The sequence below is a fragment of the Bradyrhizobium sp. G127 genome (genome assembly GCF_021502575.1).
Lineage (GTDB): Bacteria > Pseudomonadota > Alphaproteobacteria > Rhizobiales > Xanthobacteraceae > Afipia.
Map to the genome: position 1 here is coordinate 280,361 of NZ_JAKFGN010000001.1, position 19,802 is coordinate 300,162.

The 19,802-nt window shown below is 63.0% G+C and carries 24 protein-coding genes and 1 pseudogene; 14 read left to right on the plus strand and 11 right to left on the minus strand.

The features are described from left to right. Nucleotides 1-60 precede the first annotated feature (60 nt). Nucleotides 61-1,095 (plus strand): aspartate-semialdehyde dehydrogenase, encoded by a 1,035-nt coding sequence (locus LVY71_RS01400; protein WP_235097461.1) that lies wholly within the window; start codon nt 61-63, stop codon nt 1,093-1,095. Between the two features lie 21 nt (nt 1,096-1,116). Continuing rightward, nucleotides 1,117-1,701: a TIGR00645 family protein gene (locus tag LVY71_RS01405; RefSeq protein WP_235097463.1), complete on the plus strand. Its 585-nt coding sequence runs from the start codon at nt 1,117-1,119 to the stop codon at nt 1,699-1,701. On the opposite strand, the gene LVY71_RS01410 is transcribed toward LVY71_RS01405, so the two are convergent. Next, nucleotides 1,698-2,351: a carbonic anhydrase gene (locus tag LVY71_RS01410; RefSeq protein ID WP_235097466.1), complete on the minus strand. Its 654-nt coding sequence runs from the start codon at nt 2,349-2,351 to the stop codon at nt 1,698-1,700. The two genes, LVY71_RS01405 and LVY71_RS01410, sit on opposite strands and share 4 nt — an antisense overlap. 114 nt (nt 2,352-2,465) lie before the next feature. On the opposite strand from LVY71_RS01410, the gene LVY71_RS01415 reads away from it, so the two are divergent. Further along, nucleotides 2,466-3,347 (plus strand): HpcH/HpaI aldolase/citrate lyase family protein, encoded by an 882-nt coding sequence (locus tag LVY71_RS01415; protein ID WP_235097467.1) that lies wholly within the window; start codon nt 2,466-2,468, stop codon nt 3,345-3,347. Between the two features lie 172 nt (nt 3,348-3,519). On the opposite strand, the gene leuD is transcribed toward LVY71_RS01415, so the two are convergent. Beyond that, nucleotides 3,520-4,125 (minus strand): 3-isopropylmalate dehydratase small subunit, encoded by a 606-nt coding sequence (gene leuD / locus LVY71_RS01420; RefSeq protein WP_235097470.1) that lies wholly within the window; start codon nt 4,123-4,125, stop codon nt 3,520-3,522. 86 nt (nt 4,126-4,211) lie between these two features. On the opposite strand from leuD, the gene LVY71_RS01425 reads away from it, so the two are divergent. After that, on the plus strand, nt 4,212-4,517 hold the full coding sequence (locus LVY71_RS01425; RefSeq protein ID WP_235097472.1) for a hypothetical protein: 306 nt from the start codon (nt 4,212-4,214) through the stop codon (nt 4,515-4,517). Here LVY71_RS01425 and LVY71_RS01430 read toward each other — a convergent pair. Next, on the minus strand, nt 4,514-4,912 hold the full coding sequence (locus LVY71_RS01430) for a metallopeptidase family protein (RefSeq protein ID WP_235097473.1): 399 nt from the start codon (nt 4,910-4,912) through the stop codon (nt 4,514-4,516). The genes LVY71_RS01425 and LVY71_RS01430 overlap by 4 nt on opposite strands. A 136-nt stretch (nt 4,913-5,048) precedes the next feature. On the opposite strand from LVY71_RS01430, the gene LVY71_RS01435 reads away from it, so the two are divergent. The 3 genes from LVY71_RS01435 (at nt 5,049) to LVY71_RS01445 (ending at nt 6,344) form a co-directional block, all read left to right on the plus strand. Next, nucleotides 5,049-5,351: a hypothetical protein gene (locus LVY71_RS01435; protein WP_235097475.1), complete on the plus strand. Its 303-nt coding sequence runs from the start codon at nt 5,049-5,051 to the stop codon at nt 5,349-5,351. Nucleotides 5,352-5,523: 172 nt separating this feature from the next. Further along, a complete protein-coding gene (locus LVY71_RS01440; RefSeq protein WP_235097477.1) occupies nt 5,524-5,781 on the plus strand; it encodes a hypothetical protein in 258 nt (85 codons plus the stop codon). Between the two features lie 209 nt (nt 5,782-5,990). Then, nucleotides 5,991-6,344 carry a hypothetical protein gene (locus LVY71_RS01445; protein ID WP_235097479.1) on the plus strand — a complete coding sequence of 118 codons (354 nt, stop codon included), beginning with the start codon at nt 5,991-5,993 and terminating at the stop codon, nt 6,342-6,344. Between the two features lie 79 nt (nt 6,345-6,423). Here LVY71_RS01445 and leuC read toward each other — a convergent pair whose 3' ends face one another. Then, the gene (leuC, locus tag LVY71_RS01450; RefSeq protein ID WP_235097481.1) at nt 6,424-7,836 is read right to left on the minus strand and encodes a 3-isopropylmalate dehydratase large subunit; all 1,413 of its coding nucleotides are present in this window, start codon (nt 7,834-7,836) and stop codon (nt 6,424-6,426) included. A gap of 124 nt (nt 7,837-7,960) precedes the next feature. Here leuC and LVY71_RS01455 point away from each other — a divergent pair, with 124 nt between their 5' ends. Next, nucleotides 7,961-8,374 (plus strand): VOC family protein, encoded by a 414-nt coding sequence (locus LVY71_RS01455; RefSeq protein WP_235097483.1) that lies wholly within the window; start codon nt 7,961-7,963, stop codon nt 8,372-8,374. A gap of 94 nt (nt 8,375-8,468) precedes the next feature. Here LVY71_RS01455 and rplS read toward each other — a convergent pair whose 3' ends face one another. The 5 genes from rplS to ffh form a co-directional block, all read right to left on the minus strand. Further along, entirely contained in the window at nt 8,469-8,867 is a 399-nt protein-coding gene (gene rplS / locus LVY71_RS01460; RefSeq protein ID WP_235097485.1) for a 50S ribosomal protein L19, read from the minus strand. Between the two features lie 102 nt (nt 8,868-8,969). Next, nucleotides 8,970-9,698: a tRNA (guanosine(37)-N1)-methyltransferase TrmD gene (gene trmD / locus LVY71_RS01465; RefSeq protein ID WP_235097488.1), complete on the minus strand. Its 729-nt coding sequence runs from the start codon at nt 9,696-9,698 to the stop codon at nt 8,970-8,972. Nucleotides 9,699-9,717: 19 nt separating this feature from the next. Further along, nucleotides 9,718-10,251, minus strand: coding sequence for a ribosome maturation factor RimM (rimM, locus tag LVY71_RS01470; RefSeq protein ID WP_235097489.1), 534 nt, complete (start codon nt 10,249-10,251; stop codon nt 9,718-9,720). Between the two features lie 10 nt (nt 10,252-10,261). Further along, the gene (gene rpsP / locus LVY71_RS01475; RefSeq protein WP_235097491.1) at nt 10,262-10,594 is read right to left on the minus strand and encodes a 30S ribosomal protein S16; all 333 of its coding nucleotides are present in this window, start codon (nt 10,592-10,594) and stop codon (nt 10,262-10,264) included. Nucleotides 10,595-10,636: 42 nt separating this feature from the next. After that, on the minus strand, nt 10,637-12,151 hold the full coding sequence (gene ffh, locus LVY71_RS01480; RefSeq protein ID WP_235097493.1) for a signal recognition particle protein: 1,515 nt from the start codon (nt 12,149-12,151) through the stop codon (nt 10,637-10,639). 278 nt (nt 12,152-12,429) lie between these two features. On the opposite strand from ffh, the gene LVY71_RS01485 reads away from it, so the two are divergent. Beyond that, nucleotides 12,430-13,494, plus strand: coding sequence for an MBL fold metallo-hydrolase (locus LVY71_RS01485; protein ID WP_235097495.1), 1,065 nt, complete (start codon nt 12,430-12,432; stop codon nt 13,492-13,494). Between the two features lie 179 nt (nt 13,495-13,673). Here LVY71_RS01485 and LVY71_RS01490 read toward each other — a convergent pair whose 3' ends face one another. Further along, nucleotides 13,674-14,375: an SIMPL domain-containing protein gene (locus LVY71_RS01490; protein WP_235097498.1), complete on the minus strand. Its 702-nt coding sequence runs from the start codon at nt 14,373-14,375 to the stop codon at nt 13,674-13,676. Nucleotides 14,376-14,407: 32 nt separating this feature from the next. Continuing rightward, nucleotides 14,408-15,223: a GyrI-like domain-containing protein gene (locus LVY71_RS01495; protein ID WP_235097501.1), complete on the minus strand. Its 816-nt coding sequence runs from the start codon at nt 15,221-15,223 to the stop codon at nt 14,408-14,410. Between the two features lie 155 nt (nt 15,224-15,378). Here LVY71_RS01495 and dapF point away from each other — a divergent pair, with 155 nt between their 5' ends. The 5 genes and pseudogenes from dapF to LVY71_RS01520 all read left to right on the plus strand — a co-directional run bounded on the left by dapF (nt 15,379) and on the right by LVY71_RS01520 (nt 19,785). Continuing rightward, nucleotides 15,379-16,266, plus strand: coding sequence for a diaminopimelate epimerase (dapF, locus tag LVY71_RS01500; RefSeq protein WP_235097503.1), 888 nt, complete (start codon nt 15,379-15,381; stop codon nt 16,264-16,266). Nucleotides 16,267-16,413: 147 nt separating this feature from the next. Then, complete coding sequence (gene mtaB / locus LVY71_RS01505; protein ID WP_235097505.1) at nt 16,414-17,676, plus strand: tRNA (N(6)-L-threonylcarbamoyladenosine(37)-C(2))-methylthiotransferase MtaB; 1,263 nt, start codon at nt 16,414-16,416, stop codon at nt 17,674-17,676. Between the two features lie 163 nt (nt 17,677-17,839). Further along, the gene (sppA, locus tag LVY71_RS01510) at nt 17,840-18,820 is read left to right on the plus strand and encodes a signal peptide peptidase SppA (RefSeq protein ID WP_235097507.1); all 981 of its coding nucleotides are present in this window, start codon (nt 17,840-17,842) and stop codon (nt 18,818-18,820) included. A gap of 162 nt (nt 18,821-18,982) precedes the next feature. Then, a pseudogene (locus LVY71_RS01515) lies at nt 18,983-19,309 on the plus strand (integration host factor subunit beta); the annotation flags it as partial. 77 nt (nt 19,310-19,386) lie between these two features. Next, nucleotides 19,387-19,785 carry a LapA family protein gene (locus tag LVY71_RS01520; protein WP_235097511.1) on the plus strand — a complete coding sequence of 133 codons (399 nt, stop codon included), beginning with the start codon at nt 19,387-19,389 and terminating at the stop codon, nt 19,783-19,785. Nucleotides 19,786-19,802 lie beyond the last annotated feature (17 nt).

Below are 19,802 nucleotides of genomic sequence, written 5' to 3' on the forward strand. Positions count from 1 at the left end.
GCTGCCTCTTCCCTTTCCGCGAGGCGTGAGGGCGAGGCATTTTTCTTCGGAGAGTCAACGATGGGTTACAAGGTTGCGATAGTTGGAGCGACCGGCAATGTGGGCCGGGAAATGCTCAACATCCTGGACGAGCGCCGCTTCCCGGCAGACGAGGTGGTCGCACTGGCCTCCCGCCGGAGCATTGGCGTCGAAGTGTCCTACGGCGACCGGACCCTGAAATGCAAAGCACTTGAGCACTACGATTTCAGCGATGTCGATATCTGTCTGATGTCGGCGGGCGGCGCCGTGTCGAAGGAATGGTCGCCGAAGATCGCTGCCGCGGGTGCGGTGGTAATCGACAACTCGTCGGCCTGGCGCATGGATCCTGATGTGCCGCTGATCGTGCCCGAGGTGAACGCCGCCGCTGCCGCCGGCTTCACCAAGAAAAACATCATTGCCAATCCGAACTGTTCGACGGCGCAACTCGTCGTTGCGCTGAAGCCGCTGCACGACAAGGCGGTGATCAAACGCGTCGTGGTCTCGACCTATCAGTCGGTGTCGGGCGCGGGCAAGGATGCGATGGACGAACTGTTCTCGCAGACCAAGGCCGTCTACACCAACAGCGAGTTGATCAACAACAAATTCCCGAAGCGTATCGCCTTCAACGTCATCCCGCAGATCGACGTCTTCATGGAGGATGGCTACACGAAGGAAGAGTGGAAGATGATGATGGAGACCAAGAAGATTCTTGATCCCAAAATCAAAATGTCCGCGACCTGCGTGCGCGTGCCCGTGTTCGTCGGTCATTCGGAGGCGGTCAACATCGAGTTCGAGAATCCGATCTCCGCCGATGAGGCGCGCGACATCCTGCGCAATGCGCCGGGCTGCCTCGTGATCGACAAGCGCGAGCCGGGCGGTTACGTCACGCCGTATGAAGCGGCGGGCGAGGACGCCACCTACATCAGCCGTATCCGTGAGGATGCGACGGTGGAGAACGGCCTTGTGCTGTGGTGCGTCTCGGACAATCTGCGCAAGGGCGCCGCGCTGAACGCGATTCAGATCGCGGAGTGCCTGATCAACCGCAAGCTGTTGCAACCGAAAAAGAAGGCCGCCTGATCGGGCAGGGTGGGAGCGAAGATGACGAGCGAGCCATCTGAGCACCCGCCTGCCGCTTCGGACTATCGGGCCAATCCGACATTGAAGCGCGGCGAGCATCTGCTCGAAGCCGTGCTGTTCAACAGCCGCTGGCTGATGGCGCCGTTCTATCTGGGCCTCGTCGTCAGCCTCGCGGTGCTCCTCTATAAATTCGTCCTGCTGCTGATCGAGTTTGTCCTTCACGCAGCGTCGGCGAAGGAATCCGACATCATCCTTGGCGTGCTGTCGCTGATCGATGTGTCGCTGACCGGCAATCTCATCCTGATCGTGGTGTTCTCGGGCTACGAGAACTTCGTTTCACGGATCGATCCGCGCGGCCATCCGGACTGGCCGGAATGGATGACCAAGGTCGATTTCGCCGGACTGAAGCAGAAACTGCTGGCCTCGATCGTCGCGATCTCGGCGATCCAGGTTCTCAAAGCCTTCATGAACATCGACGCCACGTTCGACGCGCAGAAGCTCGGCTGGCTCGCCGGCATCCATCTCGTGTTCGTGGTCTCGACACTGTTGATCGTGTGGTCGGACCGGCTCGGCGATCACGGTGCAGCCGGCAAGCCGGGGCACTAGCCGGCAAGAGACGTCTGATAGACCCGGCTGAATTCCTTCGTCTTCTGGTCAACAATTGATAGCGAGCCTTCGGCCACGCCGAAATAGGCGCCGTGCAGTTGCAGCTTGCCCTCGTCGACGAGATTTTTCACGAAGGGAAACGTCATCAGGTTTTCGAGGCTGCGCAGGACCGCTGCCTTCTCGATCCGCGTGACGAACTGCTGCATGGTTTCGTGGTCGCGCTGCTCGACCTTTTCGCCGGGCTTGATGAACATCGACATCCACCGGCCGATAAAGTCACCCGGCGACAACGGTTCGATGTTGTCGCAGAAGGCGCGAATGCCGCCGCATTGCGCATGGCCCAGCACGACGATGTGCTTCACCCGCAGCACCTGAATGGCGTATTCCAGCGCCGCCGACACGCCGTGCGCGCCGCCGTCGGGCTGATAGACCGGCACCAGATTGGCGACGTTGCGCGCCACGAACAGTTCGCCCGGTCCGGCATCGAAAATCACTTCCGGCGAGACGCGGGAATCGCAGCAGCCGACCACCATCACTTCGGGCGACTGGCCGATCTGCGACAGTTCACGGTAACGCGACTGCTCGGTGGGCAGGCGCTGGGTGACGAAGCTCTGATAGCCGGAGAGCAGGCGTTCAGGAAACGGTGACATGAGCGGCCTCGTAAAGTTATTCCGGTTGGCTAACCTAGCCCGACGCACTGAACAAGCCTTTCAGGCGCGGAGCCGAAATGCTACGCAGGCTGCGCCTTATATGGGAACCCAGCCATGATCCGTCCGCGCCGCAGTGTCCTGTTCATGCCCGGCTCCAATGCGCGGGCGCTGGACAAGGCGCGGAATCTTCCTTCCGACGGCGTCATTCTGGATCTCGAGGACTCCGTCGCGCCGGACGCGAAGCCGATGGCGCGCGACCAGATCGCGGCGGCGGTCGCCGCCAGGGGGTTTGGCCGGCGCGAGATCATCATCCGCGTCAACAATCTCGAGTCGCCGTGGTGGCAGGACGATCTGGCAATGGCCGCAGCCGCGCGGCCGGACGGCATTCTGGTGCCGAAAGTCTCGAACCCGGCCGACGTGAAGATGCTCGAGGAACGTCTGCGCTCGCTCAAGGCCGATCCGGCCATTGGCCTTTGGGCGATGATTGAGACGCCGATCGCGGTGCTGTCCGCCCAGCAGATCGCGGCGACGGCGCGCGAAGGCGACAAGCGCCTCGCCGGCTTCATCATGGGGCCGAACGATATTGCGCGCGAGACGCGGATGCGGATGCTGCCGGGCCGCGCGGCGATGCTGCCGCTGTTCTCCCATTGCATCCTGGCCGCGCGCGCCTACGGCATCGAAATTCTCGATGGCCCTTACAACGACATCAGCGACATCGCGGGCTTTGCGAAGGAATGCGCGCAGGGCCGCGACATGGGGTTCGACGGCAAGACGCTGATTCACCCGGGCCAGATCGATGCGGCCAACGCGGCCTATACGCCGCCCGCGGACGAAGTCGCCCGCGCGCGCAAGATCATGGGCGTGTTCGATCTGCCGGAAAATGTCAGCAAGGGCGTGGTGCAGCTCGACGGGCAGATGGTCGAGCGGCTGCATGTCGAGATGGCGAAACGAACGATTGCGATTGCCGATGCGATCGCGGCGCTGAAGATGGGTTGAGATCGGCTCTGGTGCCAGCAGTTATTTGCTGCCTCGTCCCCGCGAAGGCGGGGACCCATACTCCCTGAATCCCGCTTTATAAAATTACGTCTCGCGACCTCGTTCAAATGCAAGGCCGGGGGCAACATTCCGGATGTCATTGTTTGGCTAGATCACGATCTACACTCTGATCTCACAGCCACGGCCGCTCGGCTTTTTCCTTTGCCTCGAAAGCATCGATGGACTTGCCCTTTTCCATCGTGAGCCCGATGTCATCGAGGCCGTTGAAGAGGCAGTGCTTGCGGAACGGATCGATGTCGAACTTGATCGTGCCGCCGTCGGGGCCGCGGATTTCCTGCTTTGCCAGATCGATCGTCAGCGTCGCGTTGGCGCCGCGATCGGCGTCGTCGAACAGCTTGTCGAGTTCTTCGTGGCTGACGCGGATCGGCAGGATCCCGTTCTTGAAGCAGTTGTTGTAGAAGATATCGCCGAACGAGGTCGAGATCACGCAGCGGATGCCGAAATCGGCCAGCGCCCAAGGCGCGTGCTCGCGGCTCGATCCGCAGCCGAAATTGTCGCCCGCCACGAGGATCTTGGCGTTGCGATAGGACGGCTTGTTGAGGACGAAATCCGGATTCTCGCTGCCGTCGTCCTTGTAGCGCTGTTCGGAAAACAGGCCCTTGCCGAGACCGGTGCGCTTGATCGTCTTCAGGTACTGCTTCGGGATGATCATGTCGGTATCGACATTGATGATCTTCAAGGGGGCCGCGACGCCTTCGAGTGTCGTAAACTTGTCCATGATGTTCCCGTGAACCGGATGCAATTTGAGCTGTTCTAAGTATATCATCATGGCCGTCAAGGCCATGCGCTGAGGGAGGACACATCATGAACGCCATGCACGTTCGATCCCTGCGGAAAGGGCTCTTTCTGGCGGTTGGCGTCGTCCTGCTGATGCCGTCCGGCAGCGCTCACGCCGAGCTGTGGTGCCGGCGGGATGTCGGGCGCGATAATCCGATCTGTGTGTTCAGCAGCGCACGGGACTGCGTCAGGGCCGCAGGGGTCATGGGCGGCATTTGCGAGCGGGAGCCGCTGGGACGCGCCAATGCGGCCCAGCCCTGCAAGCCGTCGCGGGACGCGGGTGCAGCCGGGAAGCGCCGCCTTGCGGATTCGACGGTCTGCGACGCGAGCTAGCTCACGCTGGCTTCGATCGCTTCCATGTCGTCATCTGACAGACCAAAATGGTGGCCGATCTCGTGCACCAGAACGTGCGTAATGACGTGGCCGAGCGTCTCGTCGTGTTCGGCCCAGTAGTCGAGGATCGGGCGGCGATAGAGCCAGACCATGTTCGGCAGCGGCGCGATGTCGCCGCTCGATTGGAACGGCAGGCCGACACCCTGAAACAGTCCGAGCAGATCGAACTCGCTCTCCGCCTTCATCTCTTCCAGAACTTCGTCCGAGGGGAAATCATCGACATGGATGATCAGCCCCTCGCACAGGTCGCGAAAATGTTTCGGCAGCCGCGCGAACGCGTCATGCGCGATGGATTCCATCTCGGCGAGGGTGGGGGATTTTGCGGTCGGCCACATCGGTCCTGTTTAGAGGGCCCGGCGGCCGGAGCCAAGGGCGAGCGCGGACTTGGCGATTTCTTGGTGTTGACCTGCGGGCCTCAATCGGAGACGTTGCCGCCCATCGCGCAGTATCACGGGTACGGGACGACGCAGCATGATGCGGTTTTCGGCGGCTCTCATCGGCCTTTTTGCGGGTCTGATCATTCTGGCGGCACCGGGCCTGTCGCACGCTGCGCCTGCGGCTGCTGCCGTGTCCACCCACGGGCTGACCGCTGAGGAATTTTCCGCGCAAAGCCGCAGGATCATTCGCCGCGCGCCGCGGCGCGTTCCCATCTATCGCGGCTCGAACTATCCAGGTCCGAATTCTGTGCGGGTCTGCAACGCCCATTACGAGCAGGAATATCGCCCGAGCGGAACGGTGATCGTGCCGCGTATGCGCTGCTACTGGCGCGGCTGAATTTCACGCTCCGGTTTCATCGCGCGCCGCTGTCGTTCGTTCATCAATGCGGCGCGAACATTCAGGACGCGTTCACGTCATTCTTCCTAGTCTGGCTTCAGCGAGATCCGCCGCTGCGTGGGAACACCATGCGCCGGCGTGGCTTTCGTTCGCTGATCAAGGGAGAGCATTCATGAAGATGAACATCAGGACGATCTTCGGACTCGCAGCCGTTGCCGGGCTGCTCGCGGTTGCTGCGCCGGTTGATCGCGCGCAGGCAGTATCGCTGATCAATCCGGTGACCTCGACCTCTGCAAAGCATGCGTCGGAGAACATCGCCACGGAGGTGCATTGGCGCCGCCATCACCGCTGGCACCGTCACGGCGGATGGCATCGGCATCATGGCTGGCACCATCGCCGCCACTGGCACCGCCGTCACCACTGGTACTGATTTACGCTTTGAGAGAGGGGTGCCTTTACCAAGAATCGGTAAAATCCGCGTGTCATGATCTTGCTGCAAATCCGAAGTCATCTTAATCCGGATAAGCTTTGTTTGGGTTGCGCGTCGCCGATGGCTCGTCGCTTGACTGGATGAAACTGAAATCGGTGGTCGGCGTTGTCTTTTTTAATGTGTCGAGCAACGATCGAAGGAGAATTGCAATGAGAAAGTTCGTGGGGGCCGCAGTGGTTGCTGCCGCTCTTTCGTTTGCCGGCTGGATGTCTCTTGCGCCTGCGAGCGCTGCGCCGCCGGTTGCCGCGACGTCGCCCGGCTATGACGCCCGTCTGGCCGAGGCGAAGCCGACCGACGTCAGCGCACGTCGCCGCCACTATCGCCGCTATTATCGGCCGTACTACTACCGTCCATATTATCGGCCGTACTACCGGCCCTATTACGGTTACGGGTATGGATACCGGCCTTACTATTATCGGCCTTATGGTTACGGCTATCCGTATGGCTACGGCTATCGTCCTTACGGCTTCGGACCGCGCTTTGGTTTCGGCTTCGGCTGGTAAGGCCGCAGCAAGCGAACAACAAAAACAGGCGCTCAAAAGAGCGCCTGTTTCTTTTGTGCTCGCGTTGATTTGACGCGGGTTATGCGGATCGCCACTCGCGGATGTCGACAAAGTGTCCGGCGATCGCGGCGGCTGCGGCCATCGCGGGCGACACCAAGTGGGTGCGGCCCTTGAAGCCCTGACGGCCTTCGAAGTTGCGGTTCGAGGTCGAGGCGCAGCGCTCTTCCGGCGACAGCTTGTCCGGATTCATCGCAAGGCACATCGAGCAGCCCGGCTCGCGCCACTCGAAACCAGCTTTGATGAAGATCTTGTCGAGCCCTTCGGCTTCCGCCTGTTCCTTCACGAGACCCGAACCCGGCACGATCATCGCATTGAGATTGCCGTTGACGGTGTGACCCGCGACCACCTTCGCGGCAGCGCGCAGATCCTCGATGCGTCCGTTGGTGCAGGAGCCGATGAAGACGCGGTCGAGCTTGATGTCGGTGATCTTCGTCCCGGCCTTGAGGCCCATGTAGTCGAGCGCGCGCTGCTTCGACAAGCGCTTGGCTTCATCCGCGATCTTCGCGGGATCGGGCACGAATCCGGAAATCGACACCACGTCTTCCGGCGAGGTGCCCCAGGTCACGATTGGCGGCAGCTTCGCTGCGTCCAGTCTGATCTCGGCATCGAAATGCGCGCCGTCGTCAGTGCGCAGCGTGTCCCAGTAACGCACCGCGGCGTCCCATTCGGCGCCCTTCGGGGCCATCGGGCGGCCTTTCAGGAATTCGTAGGCCTTCTCATCAGGCGCGATCAGGCCGGCGCGGGCGCCGCCTTCGATCGACATGTTGCAGACCGTCATGCGGCCTTCCACCGAGAGCGAACGGATCGCTTCGCCGGCGTATTCCAGCACGTAACCGGTGCCGCCCGCGGTGCCGATCTCGCCGATGATCGCAAGAATGATGTCCTTGGCGGTGACGCCGTCCGGCAACGCGCCGTCGACGGTGGCGCGCATGTTCTTTGCTTTCTTCTGGATCAGCGTCTGGGTGGCGAGCACATGCTCGACCTCCGACGTGCCGATGCCATGCGCGAGCGCGCCGAATGCGCCATGCGTCGAGGTGTGGCTGTCGCCGCAAACGATCGTCGTGCCCGGCAAGGTAAAGCCCTGCTCCGGGCCGATGACGTGGACGATGCCCTGACGCTTGTCGAACTCGTTGAAGTATTCGACGCCGAACGCGCGGGCATTTTCCGCCAGCGCCGCGATCTGTTCGGCGCTCTCCGGATCGGGATTGGGTTTGGAGCGGTCGGTGGTGGGGACGTTATGATCGACCACAGCGAGCGTCTTCTTCGGCGCGCGAACCTTGCGGCCGGTGGTGCGCAGCCCTTCGAAAGCCTGCGGCGAGGTCACCTCATGGACAAGATGCCGGTCGATGTAGAGCAGGCAGGTGCCGTCGGGCTGCTCATCAACCAGGTGGTCGTTCCATATCTTGTCGTACAGCGTGGTCGCTTTGGCCATTTTCGGTCGTCCGGATTGAGGTTTGCGGCCCCTGGGCCGCCGGTCACGTGGGCGGCCTTTTTACTCGCTTAAGGCGAAAGGGGAAAGTATCCTCACCACATAGTCGCTGACGCAGGATCGCACAATGTCCGCACGACCGCCGGTTGCGCCCTATCTGACTGTTTCGCCGGCCGCCGGTGCCATTGCCTTCTATACCGCCGCTTTCGACGCCAAGCAGAAGGCGCTGATGCCCGCGCTGGATGGGTTGCGCATCCTGCACTGCGAACTTGAAATCAACGGCGGCGCGCTGTTCCTGTCCGACGCATTCCCTGAATTCGGTACCGCGCGCACGCCTCTCCCCGGTGAGCCGGTCACCATGTCGGTCAGCCTGGAATTCACGACGGGCGAGAAGGTCGACGAGGTCTTCGAGCGCGCCACTAAACTGGGCGCGAAAGGCGAGGTGAGCCCGGCCTACTCGTTCTGGGGCACGCGCACCGCGATTATCCGCGATCCGTTCGGCCATCGCTGGATCATGAACGGTCCGCTGTCGCAAAAGTAATTGCTGCAAACAGCGATAATAGAAATCGTGGCAAAAGAAAAAGCGCGGTGAGGACACCGCGCTTTCTGAATTCAAGCACCTGAGCGCAGCGCGATTACGCGCCGGAAGCTGCCTTCGGCGCTTCCTTTTCGCGATTGTCCTGCTTCTCGACGATGCGCGCCGACTTGCCGCGCAGACCGCGCAGATAATACAGCTTGGCGCGACGCACCTTGCCGCGGCGCACGAGCTTGATCGAGTCGATCATCGGCGAATAGACCGGAAACACGCGTTCCACGCCTTCGCCGTAGGAAATCTTGCGGACAGTGAAGCTCTCGTGAATGCCGCCGCCATGACGGCCGATGCAGACGCCTTCATAGGCCTGCACGCGCGAACGCTCGCCTTCGACAACCTTGACGTTGACGATCACGGTGTCGCCCGGTCCGAAATCGGGAACGGTCTTTCCGGCGGAAAGCTTTTCGAGCTGCTCTTTGTCGAGCTCTTGAATGAGGTCCATCGCAAAACTCCATCGGCGGCGCGCCCGGAAGGGGCTGCGCGGAAATTCGTATCCAGCACGTGCACGGATTGGGCGGTCGTATACGCCATCACCGGCGGGTTGTCACCCTTTCGTCGTGTTTTTTGGCGGTCTGGTTGGTGCGATTTGGGCGTTTTTGGCGGCCCAGAGGTCGGGCCGGCGGGCTTTTGTCAGGGTCTCGGCCTCGGCCCGGCGCCAGGCTGCGATTCGGGCGTGGTCGCCAGACACCAGAATGTCGGGAATCGGCCGGCCCTCGAAATTCTGGGGCCGGGTGTACTGGGGGTATTCCAGCAGGCCATCGGAGAAACTCTCGTCGGTTCCAGAGCTTAGCTTCCCCATGACCCCGGGCAGAAGCCGCACGCAGGCGTCTATCAGGGCCATGGCTGCGATTTCGCCGCCCGAGAGCACATAGTCCCCCAGGGAAATTTCCTCGAGCTGGCGGGCCTCGATGACCCGCTGGTCGATGCCTTCGAACCGGCCGCAGACGATCAGCGGACCGGGGCGGGCGGCGAGTTCCACAACCCGCTGCTGGGTCAATGGCCGACCGCGAGGACTCATCAGCAGGCGGGGGCGGTTCCCCTCCACACCGGCGGCATCGATGGCCGCCGCCAGCACGTCGGCGCGCAGCACCATGCCGGGGCCGCCGCCGGCGGGAGTGTCATCGACGCTGCGATGTTTGTCGGTGGCTGAGTCGCGGATATCGCGGGCGTCAAGCGCCCAAAGACCGGATGCGAGCGCCTTGCCCGCGAGGCTGATGCCGAGCGGGCCGGGAAACATCTCCGGAAACAGCGTGAGCACGGTGGCGCGCCACATGGTTCGATCCTGCTTCGGCTCAGATGTCGGCGTCTTGCGGCTCGTCGCCCTCGATCTCGTGCGGCATCACGATGACCACATGGCCTTCGGCCAGATCGACGGTCGGCACCACCGCATCGGTGAACGGCAGCAGTAGTGTCGGTCCCTGCGGCGGCGCGATCTCGATGATGTCGCCCGCGCCGAAATTATGAACCGCGAGGACCTTTCCGATCGCGGCGCCAACTTCGTCGATCGCGCGCAGCCCGATCAGGTCGGCGTGGTAATATTCGCCCGCCTCCGTCGGCGGCAGCCTGTCGCGCGCGATGTAGAGCTCGACGCCGTTGACGCGCTCGGCATCCTCGCGCGTCGCGATGCCCTTGAGCACCGCGACCAGATGATCCTTCGCGATCCGGGCGCGCACCACTTCAAACTGGCGCGCGCCGTCCTTACTCGACAGCGGCCCGTAATCGATGACCGCCATCGGGTCTTCGGTGAAAGGCCACAATTTTACTTCGCCGCGCACGCCATGCGCGGCGCCGATTTTCGCGACGCAAATACGCGAGTCGCGCGTCACGCCAGATTACTTAGGCAGCCGGCTTTGCTTCAGCGGCGGCCTTGCGCTCCTTACGCGGCACGGCCTTCTCGGGATTCTTGCGCGGTTCGCGCTTCTTGACGCCTGCCGCATCGAGGAAGCGCAGCACGCGGTCCGACGGCTGCGCGCCCTTGGCGAGCCAGGCCTTGACCTTGTCGAGGTCGAGCTTGAGGCGGGCTTCGTTGTCCTTCGGCAGCAGCGGGTTGAAGTGGCCGAGACGCTCGATGAAGCGGCCGTCGCGCGGAAAGCGCGAGTCGGCGACGACGACGTGATAGACCGGACGCTTCTTGGTGCCGGCGCGGGCGAGACGAATGACGACTGACATGATGTTCTCCGTAAGTGTTCGTATGAGTTGAATGCGGTCGGGTTATTTCTTCTTGCCGATCCCCGGAAATCCACCGAGGCCCGGCAATGTCGGTTTCCCCAGGCCCGGAAGGCCCGGAAAATCTTTCGGCAGCGAAGGCGCGCCTTGCGGAATTCCGCCGGGCATCTTCGCCGCCAATTCTTTCATGGCGTCGGCCGACGGCATGCCGCCTCCGCCGAAGCCCATCGCCTGCGCCATGCCCGCCAGCGGGCCGCGCTTGCCCTGACCCATGGCCTTCATCATGTCGGCCATGTTCCGGTGCATCTTGAGCAGCTTGTTGACTTCCTCGACCTTGAGGCCTGCGCCGGCGGCGATGCGCTTCTTGCGACTGGCCTTGAGGATGTCGGGATTCTTGCGCTCCTCGCGCGTCATGGAGTCGATCACGGCCATCTGCCGCTTCACGACCTTGTCGTCGAGATTCGCCGCGGCGATCTGGTTCTTCATCTTGGCAATGCCGGGCATCATGCCCATCAGCCCGCCGAGGCCGCCCATGGTCTGCATCTGCGCGAGCTGATCGCGCAGGTCGGCAAGATCGAACTTGCCCTTGCGCATCTTCTCGGCGACGCGCGCGGCTTTCTCGGCGTCGATATGCGCGGCGGCCTTCTCGACCAGCGAGACGACGTCGCCCATGCCGAGGATGCGGCCCGCGATACGCGAGGGATGGAAATCTTCCAGCGCATCGGTTTTTTCACCGGTGCCGATCAGCTTGATCGGCTTGCCGGTAACGGCGCGCATGGAGAGCGCCGCGCCGCCGCGGCCGTCGCCGTCGACGCGGGTCAGCACGATGCCGGTGAGGCCGACGCGCTGGTCGAAGGCGCGCGCCAGATTGACCGCGTCCTGACCGGTCAGCGAGTCGGCGACCAGCAGCACTTCATGCGGCTTGGCGGCGGTTTTCACCTCCGCCGCTTCAGTCATCATCTCTTCGTCGAGGGTGGTGCGGCCCGCGGTGTCGAGCAGCACGATGTCGTAGCCGCCGAGCTTCGCCGCCTGCAGCGCGCGCTGCGCGATCTGCACCGGCTTCTGGCCGGCGACGATGGGCAGCGTTTCGACCGAGAGATCGCGGCCGAGCACGGCAAGCTGTTCCTGCGCGGCCGGACGATAGACGTCGAGCGACGCCATCAGCACTTTCTTCTTGTCGCGCTGGGTGAGGCGGCGTGCAAGCTTGGCGGTGGTGGTGGTTTTGCCGGAGCCCTGCAAGCCGACCATCATGATGGCGACGGGCGCGGGCGCGTTGAGATCGATCTGCTGGCCGTCGGAGCCGAGCGTTTCCACGAGCTGGTCGTGGACGATCTTCACCACCATCTGGCCGGGGGTCACCGACTTGACGACGGTGGCGCCGATCGCCTGCTCGCGCACCTTGTCGGTGAACGAGCGCACCACGTCGAGGGCGACGTCGGCTTCGAGCAGCGCGCGGCGCACCTCGCGCATGGCGGCGTCGACGTCGGCTTCCGACAGCGCACCGCGCCGCGTCAGCCGATCGAGTATGCCTCCGAGCTTTTCCGACAGATTGTCGAACATCGCCGCAGTGTATCCCGTTGCTCATGTCCCGGTAGGGACGTGAAATTCCAAACACGTTTACGCCCGAGGGCGCACAGCGCTGTCGGGCGTTGGCCTCCGGCATCCGGTGCCGGGCGGCGGGTCGAAAAGAAGGTCTTTTCGAGAAGTGGGGCGGTTAAACCCCCGGCAGCCCGGAAAGTCAACAAAAGTCGGCAAAAACAGCGGTTATGAGGCGATTGTGAAGGACGGTTCCGGGCCTCCCTCTTGCCGAAACAGGTCGTTTCAGGCCATTCCGGGCCATGAAGGTCACTCGCCGCCGTGTTTTTGGTCTGCTCGCAGGTGCTGTCGCCGTCATTGGCCTGCCATCCGTCTGGATCTCCCGCATGAAAACCTATGCCGGCCCGAAGTCCGATCATTTCGACGGCACGACGTTTTTCGACCCTGACGGCGCGCCGCCGAAGAAGCTCTGGGAGGTGCTGCGCTGGCAGTTTGGAGGCGACCGGAAGCGGCAGGTGTGGCCCGAGCGCGCGCCGAGCCCTCACTCGGATGTGCCGCCGCCGCAGGTGAACGAAGGCAAGGTGCGGATGTCCTATGTCGGCCATGTGAGCTGGCTGATCCAGACCGCCGGGCTGAATATCCTGATCGATCCGGTGTGGTCAGAGCGCGCGTCGCCGGTGAGCTTCGCGGGGCCGAAGCGGGTCAACGATCCCGGCATTGCGTTCGAGAACCTGCCGCCGATCGACGTGGTGCTGGTCTCGCACGGCCATTACGATCATCTGGACATGCGTACCCTGTCGAAGCTCGCGGCAAAGTTCTCGCCGCGAGTCATCACGCCGCTCGGCAACGACGTCACGATCGCATCGAGCGATGCGTCCATCCGCGCCGAGGCGTTCGACTGGAACGATCGCGTCGAGATCGGCAATGGCGTTGCGGTGTCGCTGGTTGCCACAAGGCACTGGACCGCGCGCGGGCTGTTCGACCGTAACAAGGCGCTGTGGGCGAGCTTCGTGCTGGAGACGCCGGCCGGAAAAATCTACATCGTATGCGATTCCGGCTACGGCACCGGCACGCATTTTCGCCGCGTGCGCGAAGCGCATGGGCCGTTACGCGCGGCGATCCTGCCGATCGGCGCCTACGAGCCGCGCTGGTTCATGCGCGATCAGCACATGAATCCCGAGGACGCCGTGAAGGCGCTGGCCGATTGCGGGGCGGAGATGGCGCTGGCCCATCATCACGGCACGTTTCAATTGACCGACGAAGCGATCGACGCGCCGCTCAACGATCTGGCTGCGGCGCTTGATGCTGCCGGTGTCGCGCCGGAAAAATTCGTCGCGCTGAAGCCCGGTCAGGTGTGCGAGATTTGAAGGCGGCGACGTAATACATTTGTCATCGCCGGGCATAGCCGTTCAAAGAACGGCGTCGCTTCCGCTCGCCTATGCCCGGCAATCCATCTATTAAAATAGAAATTTTTCAGATGGATGCCCGGGTCAAGCCCGGGCATGACGATTGAGTGTGTTGAAACCGTTCGTGGTTGCGAGCTTACTTACTGCGCTTTCGGCTTCAGCTCGTAGGACACGCTGACCGTCACCCGCAGCGTTTCCTCGCCTTGTGCCACCGGCGCGGACGCGGCCATGCCTGCCGCCATCTTGCGGTACGGGATCGGCCCCGGCGTGGCTTCTTCGGAAATGCTGATCGGTGCGCCGACCGTGACATTCGCCGCCTGCGCGTAAATCTCCGCCTTGCGCCGGGCGTCGGCGATCGCCTCGGAGCGGGCCTCGTCCAGCAGCTTCGACGCTTTTGAGACCGCGAAGCTGATGCCGCTGATCTCGTTGGCGCCCGAGCCCACCAGAACGTCGATGGTGTCGGCGACCTTGGTGATGTCGCGGATGGTGACGGTGACGCGGTTGCTGGCGCGGTAGCCGACGATCTGGAACGGCGCATTGGCGTTGCGGCCCGGCGCGCTCTGCGGCGACAGCGACAGCCGCGAGGTCTGGAAATCCTTTTCCGCAATGCCTGCGTTCTTCAGCGCCAGCAGCACGATGCCCATCGCCTTGTTGTTGGCTTCGGACGCTTCGCGGGCGGTTTTCGCTTCCGTGGTCACGCCGCTGTCGATCTGCGCGATATCCGGCGGCACCGAAATCGTCGCTTCGCCGTTTACCGAGATTGTCGGCGCCGCCGTCTGCCCGAACGCCGATGAGGCCGTGGCGGCGAGAGCGATGGCGGCGATGAGAGTGCGGAAGCGCATTGGGAAAACTCCGGATTTACTTGAGCGGCAATCTACTTGAGCGGAACGAACACATTGATGACGAGCTTGTCTTCGGTCGTCGTCAGCGGATCGGTAATGTATTCTTCAATGAAGGTGTCCTTCGCTTCCAGTTTCTTGTCGTCGAGATGATTGGTGATCGCCTCGTAGGTGTTGTCCATGTTGTCGTAGGAGCCGCGATGGACGAATTTCAGCGTCGCGCCTTCCGGTGATGTGCCGATGCTCATGCCCTTGGCCAGATTTTTCGGCTCCTGATCGACCGGAATCTCGGCCTGATAGGTGAAGCCGGCGTCATCGGTCGAGGTGTAGACGATCAGCGACGGACCGGCGGGCTTGATGCCTTGCTTGGCGACGAAATCAGATAGCGTCTTCAACGAAGCCACCAGCGTCTCGAATGCGGAATCCCAGTTCGCCGAGCCTTTCAGGATCACGACCTTCTTCGCGGTCAGGGTCTGCTCCTCGCCGAACGGGTCGGCGGTTTGCACGTTCGGAGCGGCTGGCGCGGCGGCCGGTGCTTCGGCGGCCGGTGGAGTGGCCGGCGTTGCAGGCGGCGTCGCCGGTGTTTGCGCGGCAGCTGGGGGCGCGGACGTCTCGCCGGCGGGTGCGGCGGGAGCCACAGGAGATGCTGTCGGCGCCGGCGGAGCCGGTGTTGCGTCGGTCGAAGGGCTCAGGGCCGGAGAGGGTGCCGCGGTGGAAGCTGGCGGCGGCGCGGTTGCGGTGGTCGGACCGGGCTGAGGCGCGACGGGTCCTTTGGAGGACATGTTCGTCCAGACCGCAGCCACGACGACCAGCGCCAGGGCGACCAGGACGGCAACACGGGTATTACTCATTCGATGGTCTCCGAAGGCGTCAGCGGGTCAATTTGTCCGGCGGCGAAGCAGAAGCAGATTATCACGAACCGCGGCGGGCTGGCATGCGTTCCAAACCGGGCAATCGCGAGGCACTCTGGTCAAGGCGCAAAGTATTCGCCATATAAGCCGTTAACATGAGTACGCTGGCCAACCATAGCTTCGCCAAGATGAACGGTATCGGCAACGAGATCGTCGTTGTCGATCTTCGCGATTCGGCGGCGGTCGTCACGCCCGATGAAGCGCGCGCCATCGCGTCGCCCGCCGGCGTGCCCTACGATCAATTGATGGTGTTGCAGCCGCCGCGCGTGCAAGGCACTGCCGCCTTCATCCGGATTTTCAACAATGACGGCTCGGAAGCCGCGGCCTGCGGCAACGGCATGCGGTGCGTGGCGCGGCAGGTGTTCGAGGAAACCGGCAAGACCGCGCTGACCTTCGAAACCCGGGCCGGGCTGCTGAACTGCTGGCAGGGACCGTCGCCCGATCTTTATACCGTCGACATGGGCGTGCCGAAGTTCGGCTGGAAGGATATCCCGCTCGCCGAGGAGTTTCGCGACACGCGCTATATCGAATTGCAGGTCGGGCCGATCGACGCGCCGGTGCTGCATTCGCCTTCGGTGGTCAGCATGGGCAACCCGCACGCCATCTTCTGGGTCGACGACATTGAGGCCTACGATCTCGAACGCTTCGGCCCGTTGCTGGAAAACCATCCGATCTTCCCCGACCGCGCCAACATCACGCTCGCCCATATCGTGGACCGCGAGCATATCGTCATGCGCACCTGGGAGCGCGGCGCGGGGCTGACCAAGGCCTGTGGTTCGGCGGCTTGTGCCACCGCAGTGGCAGCGGCCCGGCTGAAGCGGACCGAGCGCACGGTGCATATGAAGCTGCCCGGCGGCGAACTGACCATCGAATGGCGCACACAGGACGATCACGTGCTGATGACTGGCCCAGCGGCCTTCGAGTTCGAGGGCCATTTCGATCCGGCGCTGTTCGCGAGTGTGGCGGCTGACAGGTCCGTATAATGCCTCCAGCGCTCGCGTATACGGACCTGTCAGCCGAAGCCACACTCGAAACAATAATTTCGAATGTCCTTATGAATCCAACGTTCGCACCGAAGGTGCTGCAAGATGAGGCGAACGTCGGATTCAAGGACATTCAGGTCGCCTGATATGACAGTCGAGGTCGTCACCTTTGGCTGCCGGCTGAATACCTTCGAGTCGGAAGTGATCCGGCGCGAGGCGGAAGGCGCCGGGCTGCACAACACCATCGTCGTCAACACCTGCGCTGTCACCAACGAGGCGGTCGCGCAGGCGCGGCAGACCATCCGCAAGCTGCGTCGCGACAAGCCCGGCGCGCGCATCGTGGTCACCGGCTGCGCGGCGCAGACCCAGACGGTGATGTTCGCTGAGATGACCGAAGTCGATCGCGTGCTCGGCAACGATGACAAGATGCGCGGCGGTGCGTGGCGCGATACGCGGGCGGCGTTCGAGACGGCCTTCGATGTGCCGCACGAAAAGCTCGCGGTCTCCGACATCATGGCCGTCACCGAGATGGCTCCGCATCTGGCCGCGGGTTTCCAGAGCGGCATGCCGCGCGTTTTCGTGCAGGTCCAGAACGGCTGCGATCATCGCTGCACCTTCTGCATCATCCCCTACGGACGCGGCAACTCGCGTTCGGTGGCGATGGGCGCGGTGGTCGACCAGGTGCGCGCGCTGACCGAGGCGGGACACGCCGAGATCGTGCTGACCGGCGTCGATCTCACCAGTTATGGCGCGGACCTGCCGGGGGCCCCGAAGCTCGGAACGCTGACGAAACAGATCCTCAAGCATGTGCCTGAGCTGAGACGGCTGCGGATTTCGTCGATCGATTCCATCGAGGCCGATCGCGATCTGCTCGATGTCATTGCGACCGACGAGCGGCTGATGCCGCATCTCCACCTGTCATTGCAGGCCGGCGACGATCTGGTTCTCAAGCGCATGAAGCGGCGGCATACGCGCGCCGATGCCATCGACTTTTGCCGCCAGATACGGCGCTTGCGGCCGGACATGGCCTTCGGCGCCGACATCATCGCGGGCTTTCCGACTGAAACCGAGGAGATGTTCACGCGCTCGCAGGATCTGGTTGACGAATGCGGCCTGACATTTCTGCATGTGTTTCCCTACTCGAAGCGTCCCGGCACGCCGGCCGCGCGGATGCCGCAGATCGATGGCCGTGTCATCAGGGAGAGGGCCAAACGTTTGCGCGCGTCGGGCGAAGCCGCGTTGCGCCGCCGGCTTGCGTCCGAGATCGGCGCGACGCGCCATGTGCTGATCGAAAGTGCGACGCAGGGGCGCACGGAGCATTTTGTGCCCGTCGCGATCGCGGGTGAGGCCCAAGGCGCCGTGCGTGCGCTGAAGATCGCCGGCCACGATGGTGAGCGATTGCTCACATAGAGACGATCTGCGTCGGCGCGGCGTTGTTATCTTCAATTTGCAGCGCAATTGATGTAATGAAGTTACCATGCATCAAGGCTGCGTTCGCAAAACCGCAAGACGCCTTTCAGGCTGGCGCCCTTCGTGGTCTTTGCAAAATATCTGACGCCCGAGGAGAGAATCCATGTCGCTCGATTCCGATGTGATCGTTGACCGCCGCCGTATTCGTCGCAAGCTGACGTTCTGGCGCGTGGTCGCGGCGCTGGGTGCTATCGCCGCGGTGGTCGCCGTCGCGGTCGTGGTGTCGCCGTCAGGCCGCGGTGCGATTTCGGGATCGAATGCGATCGCGCGGGTCAAGATCGACGGACTCATCCGCAGTGACCAGACCCGGGTCGAGGCGCTGGAGCGTCTGGAGAAGTCATCGGCCGCCGCCGTGATTGTGCACATCAATTCGCCGGGCGGCACCACCGCCGGCTCCGAACAGCTTTACGACGCGCTGATGCGCCTGAAAGCGAAGAAGCCGCTGGTCGTGGTGGTGGAAGGCCTCGCGGCATCGGGCGGATATATCGCGGCGCTGGCGTCGGACCAGATCATCGCCCAGCAGACCTCACTGGTCGGATCGATCGGCGTCCTGTTTCAGATTCCGAATGTGTCGGATCTGCTCAAGACCGTCGGCGTCAAGGTCGAGGAAGTGAAGTCGTCGCCGTTGAAGGCTGCACCCAACGGCTACGAGCCGACAAGTCCGGAGGCGCGGGCGGCGCTGGATTCATTGGTGAAGGATTCCTACGCCTGGTTTCGCGGTCTGGTGAAAGAGCGCCGCAACATGGATGACGCAACGTTGCAGACCGTGGCTGACGGCCGCGTGTTCACCGGCCGTCAGGCCGTGGGTCTCAAGCTGATCGATCAGCTTGGCGATGAGAAAACCGCCGTCGCGTGGCTGGTTGCGCAAAAGAAGGTCGGTTCGGATGTGCCGGTGAAAGATTTCAAACTCTCTCCGCGCTTCGGCGACATGACTTTTCTGCGGGTGACCGCGTCCATGGCGCTGGATGCCATCGGGCTGGGGGCGATCTCACGTCAACTTGAACAGGCCGGCGTCGTGCAGGCGGTCGATCGCTTCGGCCTCGATGGCATGCTTGCGCTGTGGCAGCCGTCGCCCGCCAATTGATCCGGATCAGTCGTCATGAATCCGGCTTCAGCCGATCTTCACTGCGTTGCGGTCGGGGCCGCAACAACGAAACGCGACATTTGTCACGTGATTTAGCCGCGCTTCATTTCGAATTAGCGACTTGACAGTCCACGGCTTTTTCACGGAAATGTCTATCCGCACGCACGGGTCCAACATTCAATGATCAAATCCGAACTCGTTCAACGCATCGCCGAGCATAACCCGCATCTGTATCAGCGGGATGTCGAGAACATCGTGAATGCCATCCTCGATGAAATCGTCGCCGCCCTGGCGCGTGGCGATCGGGTCGAGCTGCGCGGTTTTGGAGCCTTTTCGGTCAAGCATCGCCCCGCCCGCGCCGGGCGCAATCCACGCACCGGCGAGCATGTGCCGGTCGAGCAAAAGAGCGTGCCGTTCTTCAAGACCGGCAAGGAAATGCGTGAACGCCTCAACCGCGACGAAGCGTCTGATCCGGCTCCGGCGACCTGATCCGGCAGACTGCAGAATAATTCCGAGGTGCGGCCGCGCAGCTTCGCGGGTCGGATAGCCGGTTGCGAGGACGCACGATGCTCCGCAAGATTTTCAACGCTCTGGTGATCCTGCCGCTCGCGATTCTGTTTGTCGTGTTCGCCGTCGCCAACCGCCATGTCGTCACGCTGTCGTTCGATCCTTTCAACTCCAGCGATCCCGGGCTCGGCGTCACGCTGCCGCTGTTCGTCGTCATCATCGCGGTCGCGATCTTCGGCGTGATGGCGGGGGGTATCGCCACATGGTTTGGCCAGCGCCATTGGCGGCGGGCCGCCCGGCAGAACGAGGCCGAGGCCCGCCACGTCCGCGCCGAACTGGCTGATTTGCGCGAGCGCGCGCTGGCGGCGTCGCGGAGCGGGGAAAATCAGGTTCCCGTGGCCGGCTCCGGTCCCGGTCTGGGCGCGCCTTATCCAGTACCCACTTTCCGAAGTTCGTGATCCACCTCGGCAGCGCC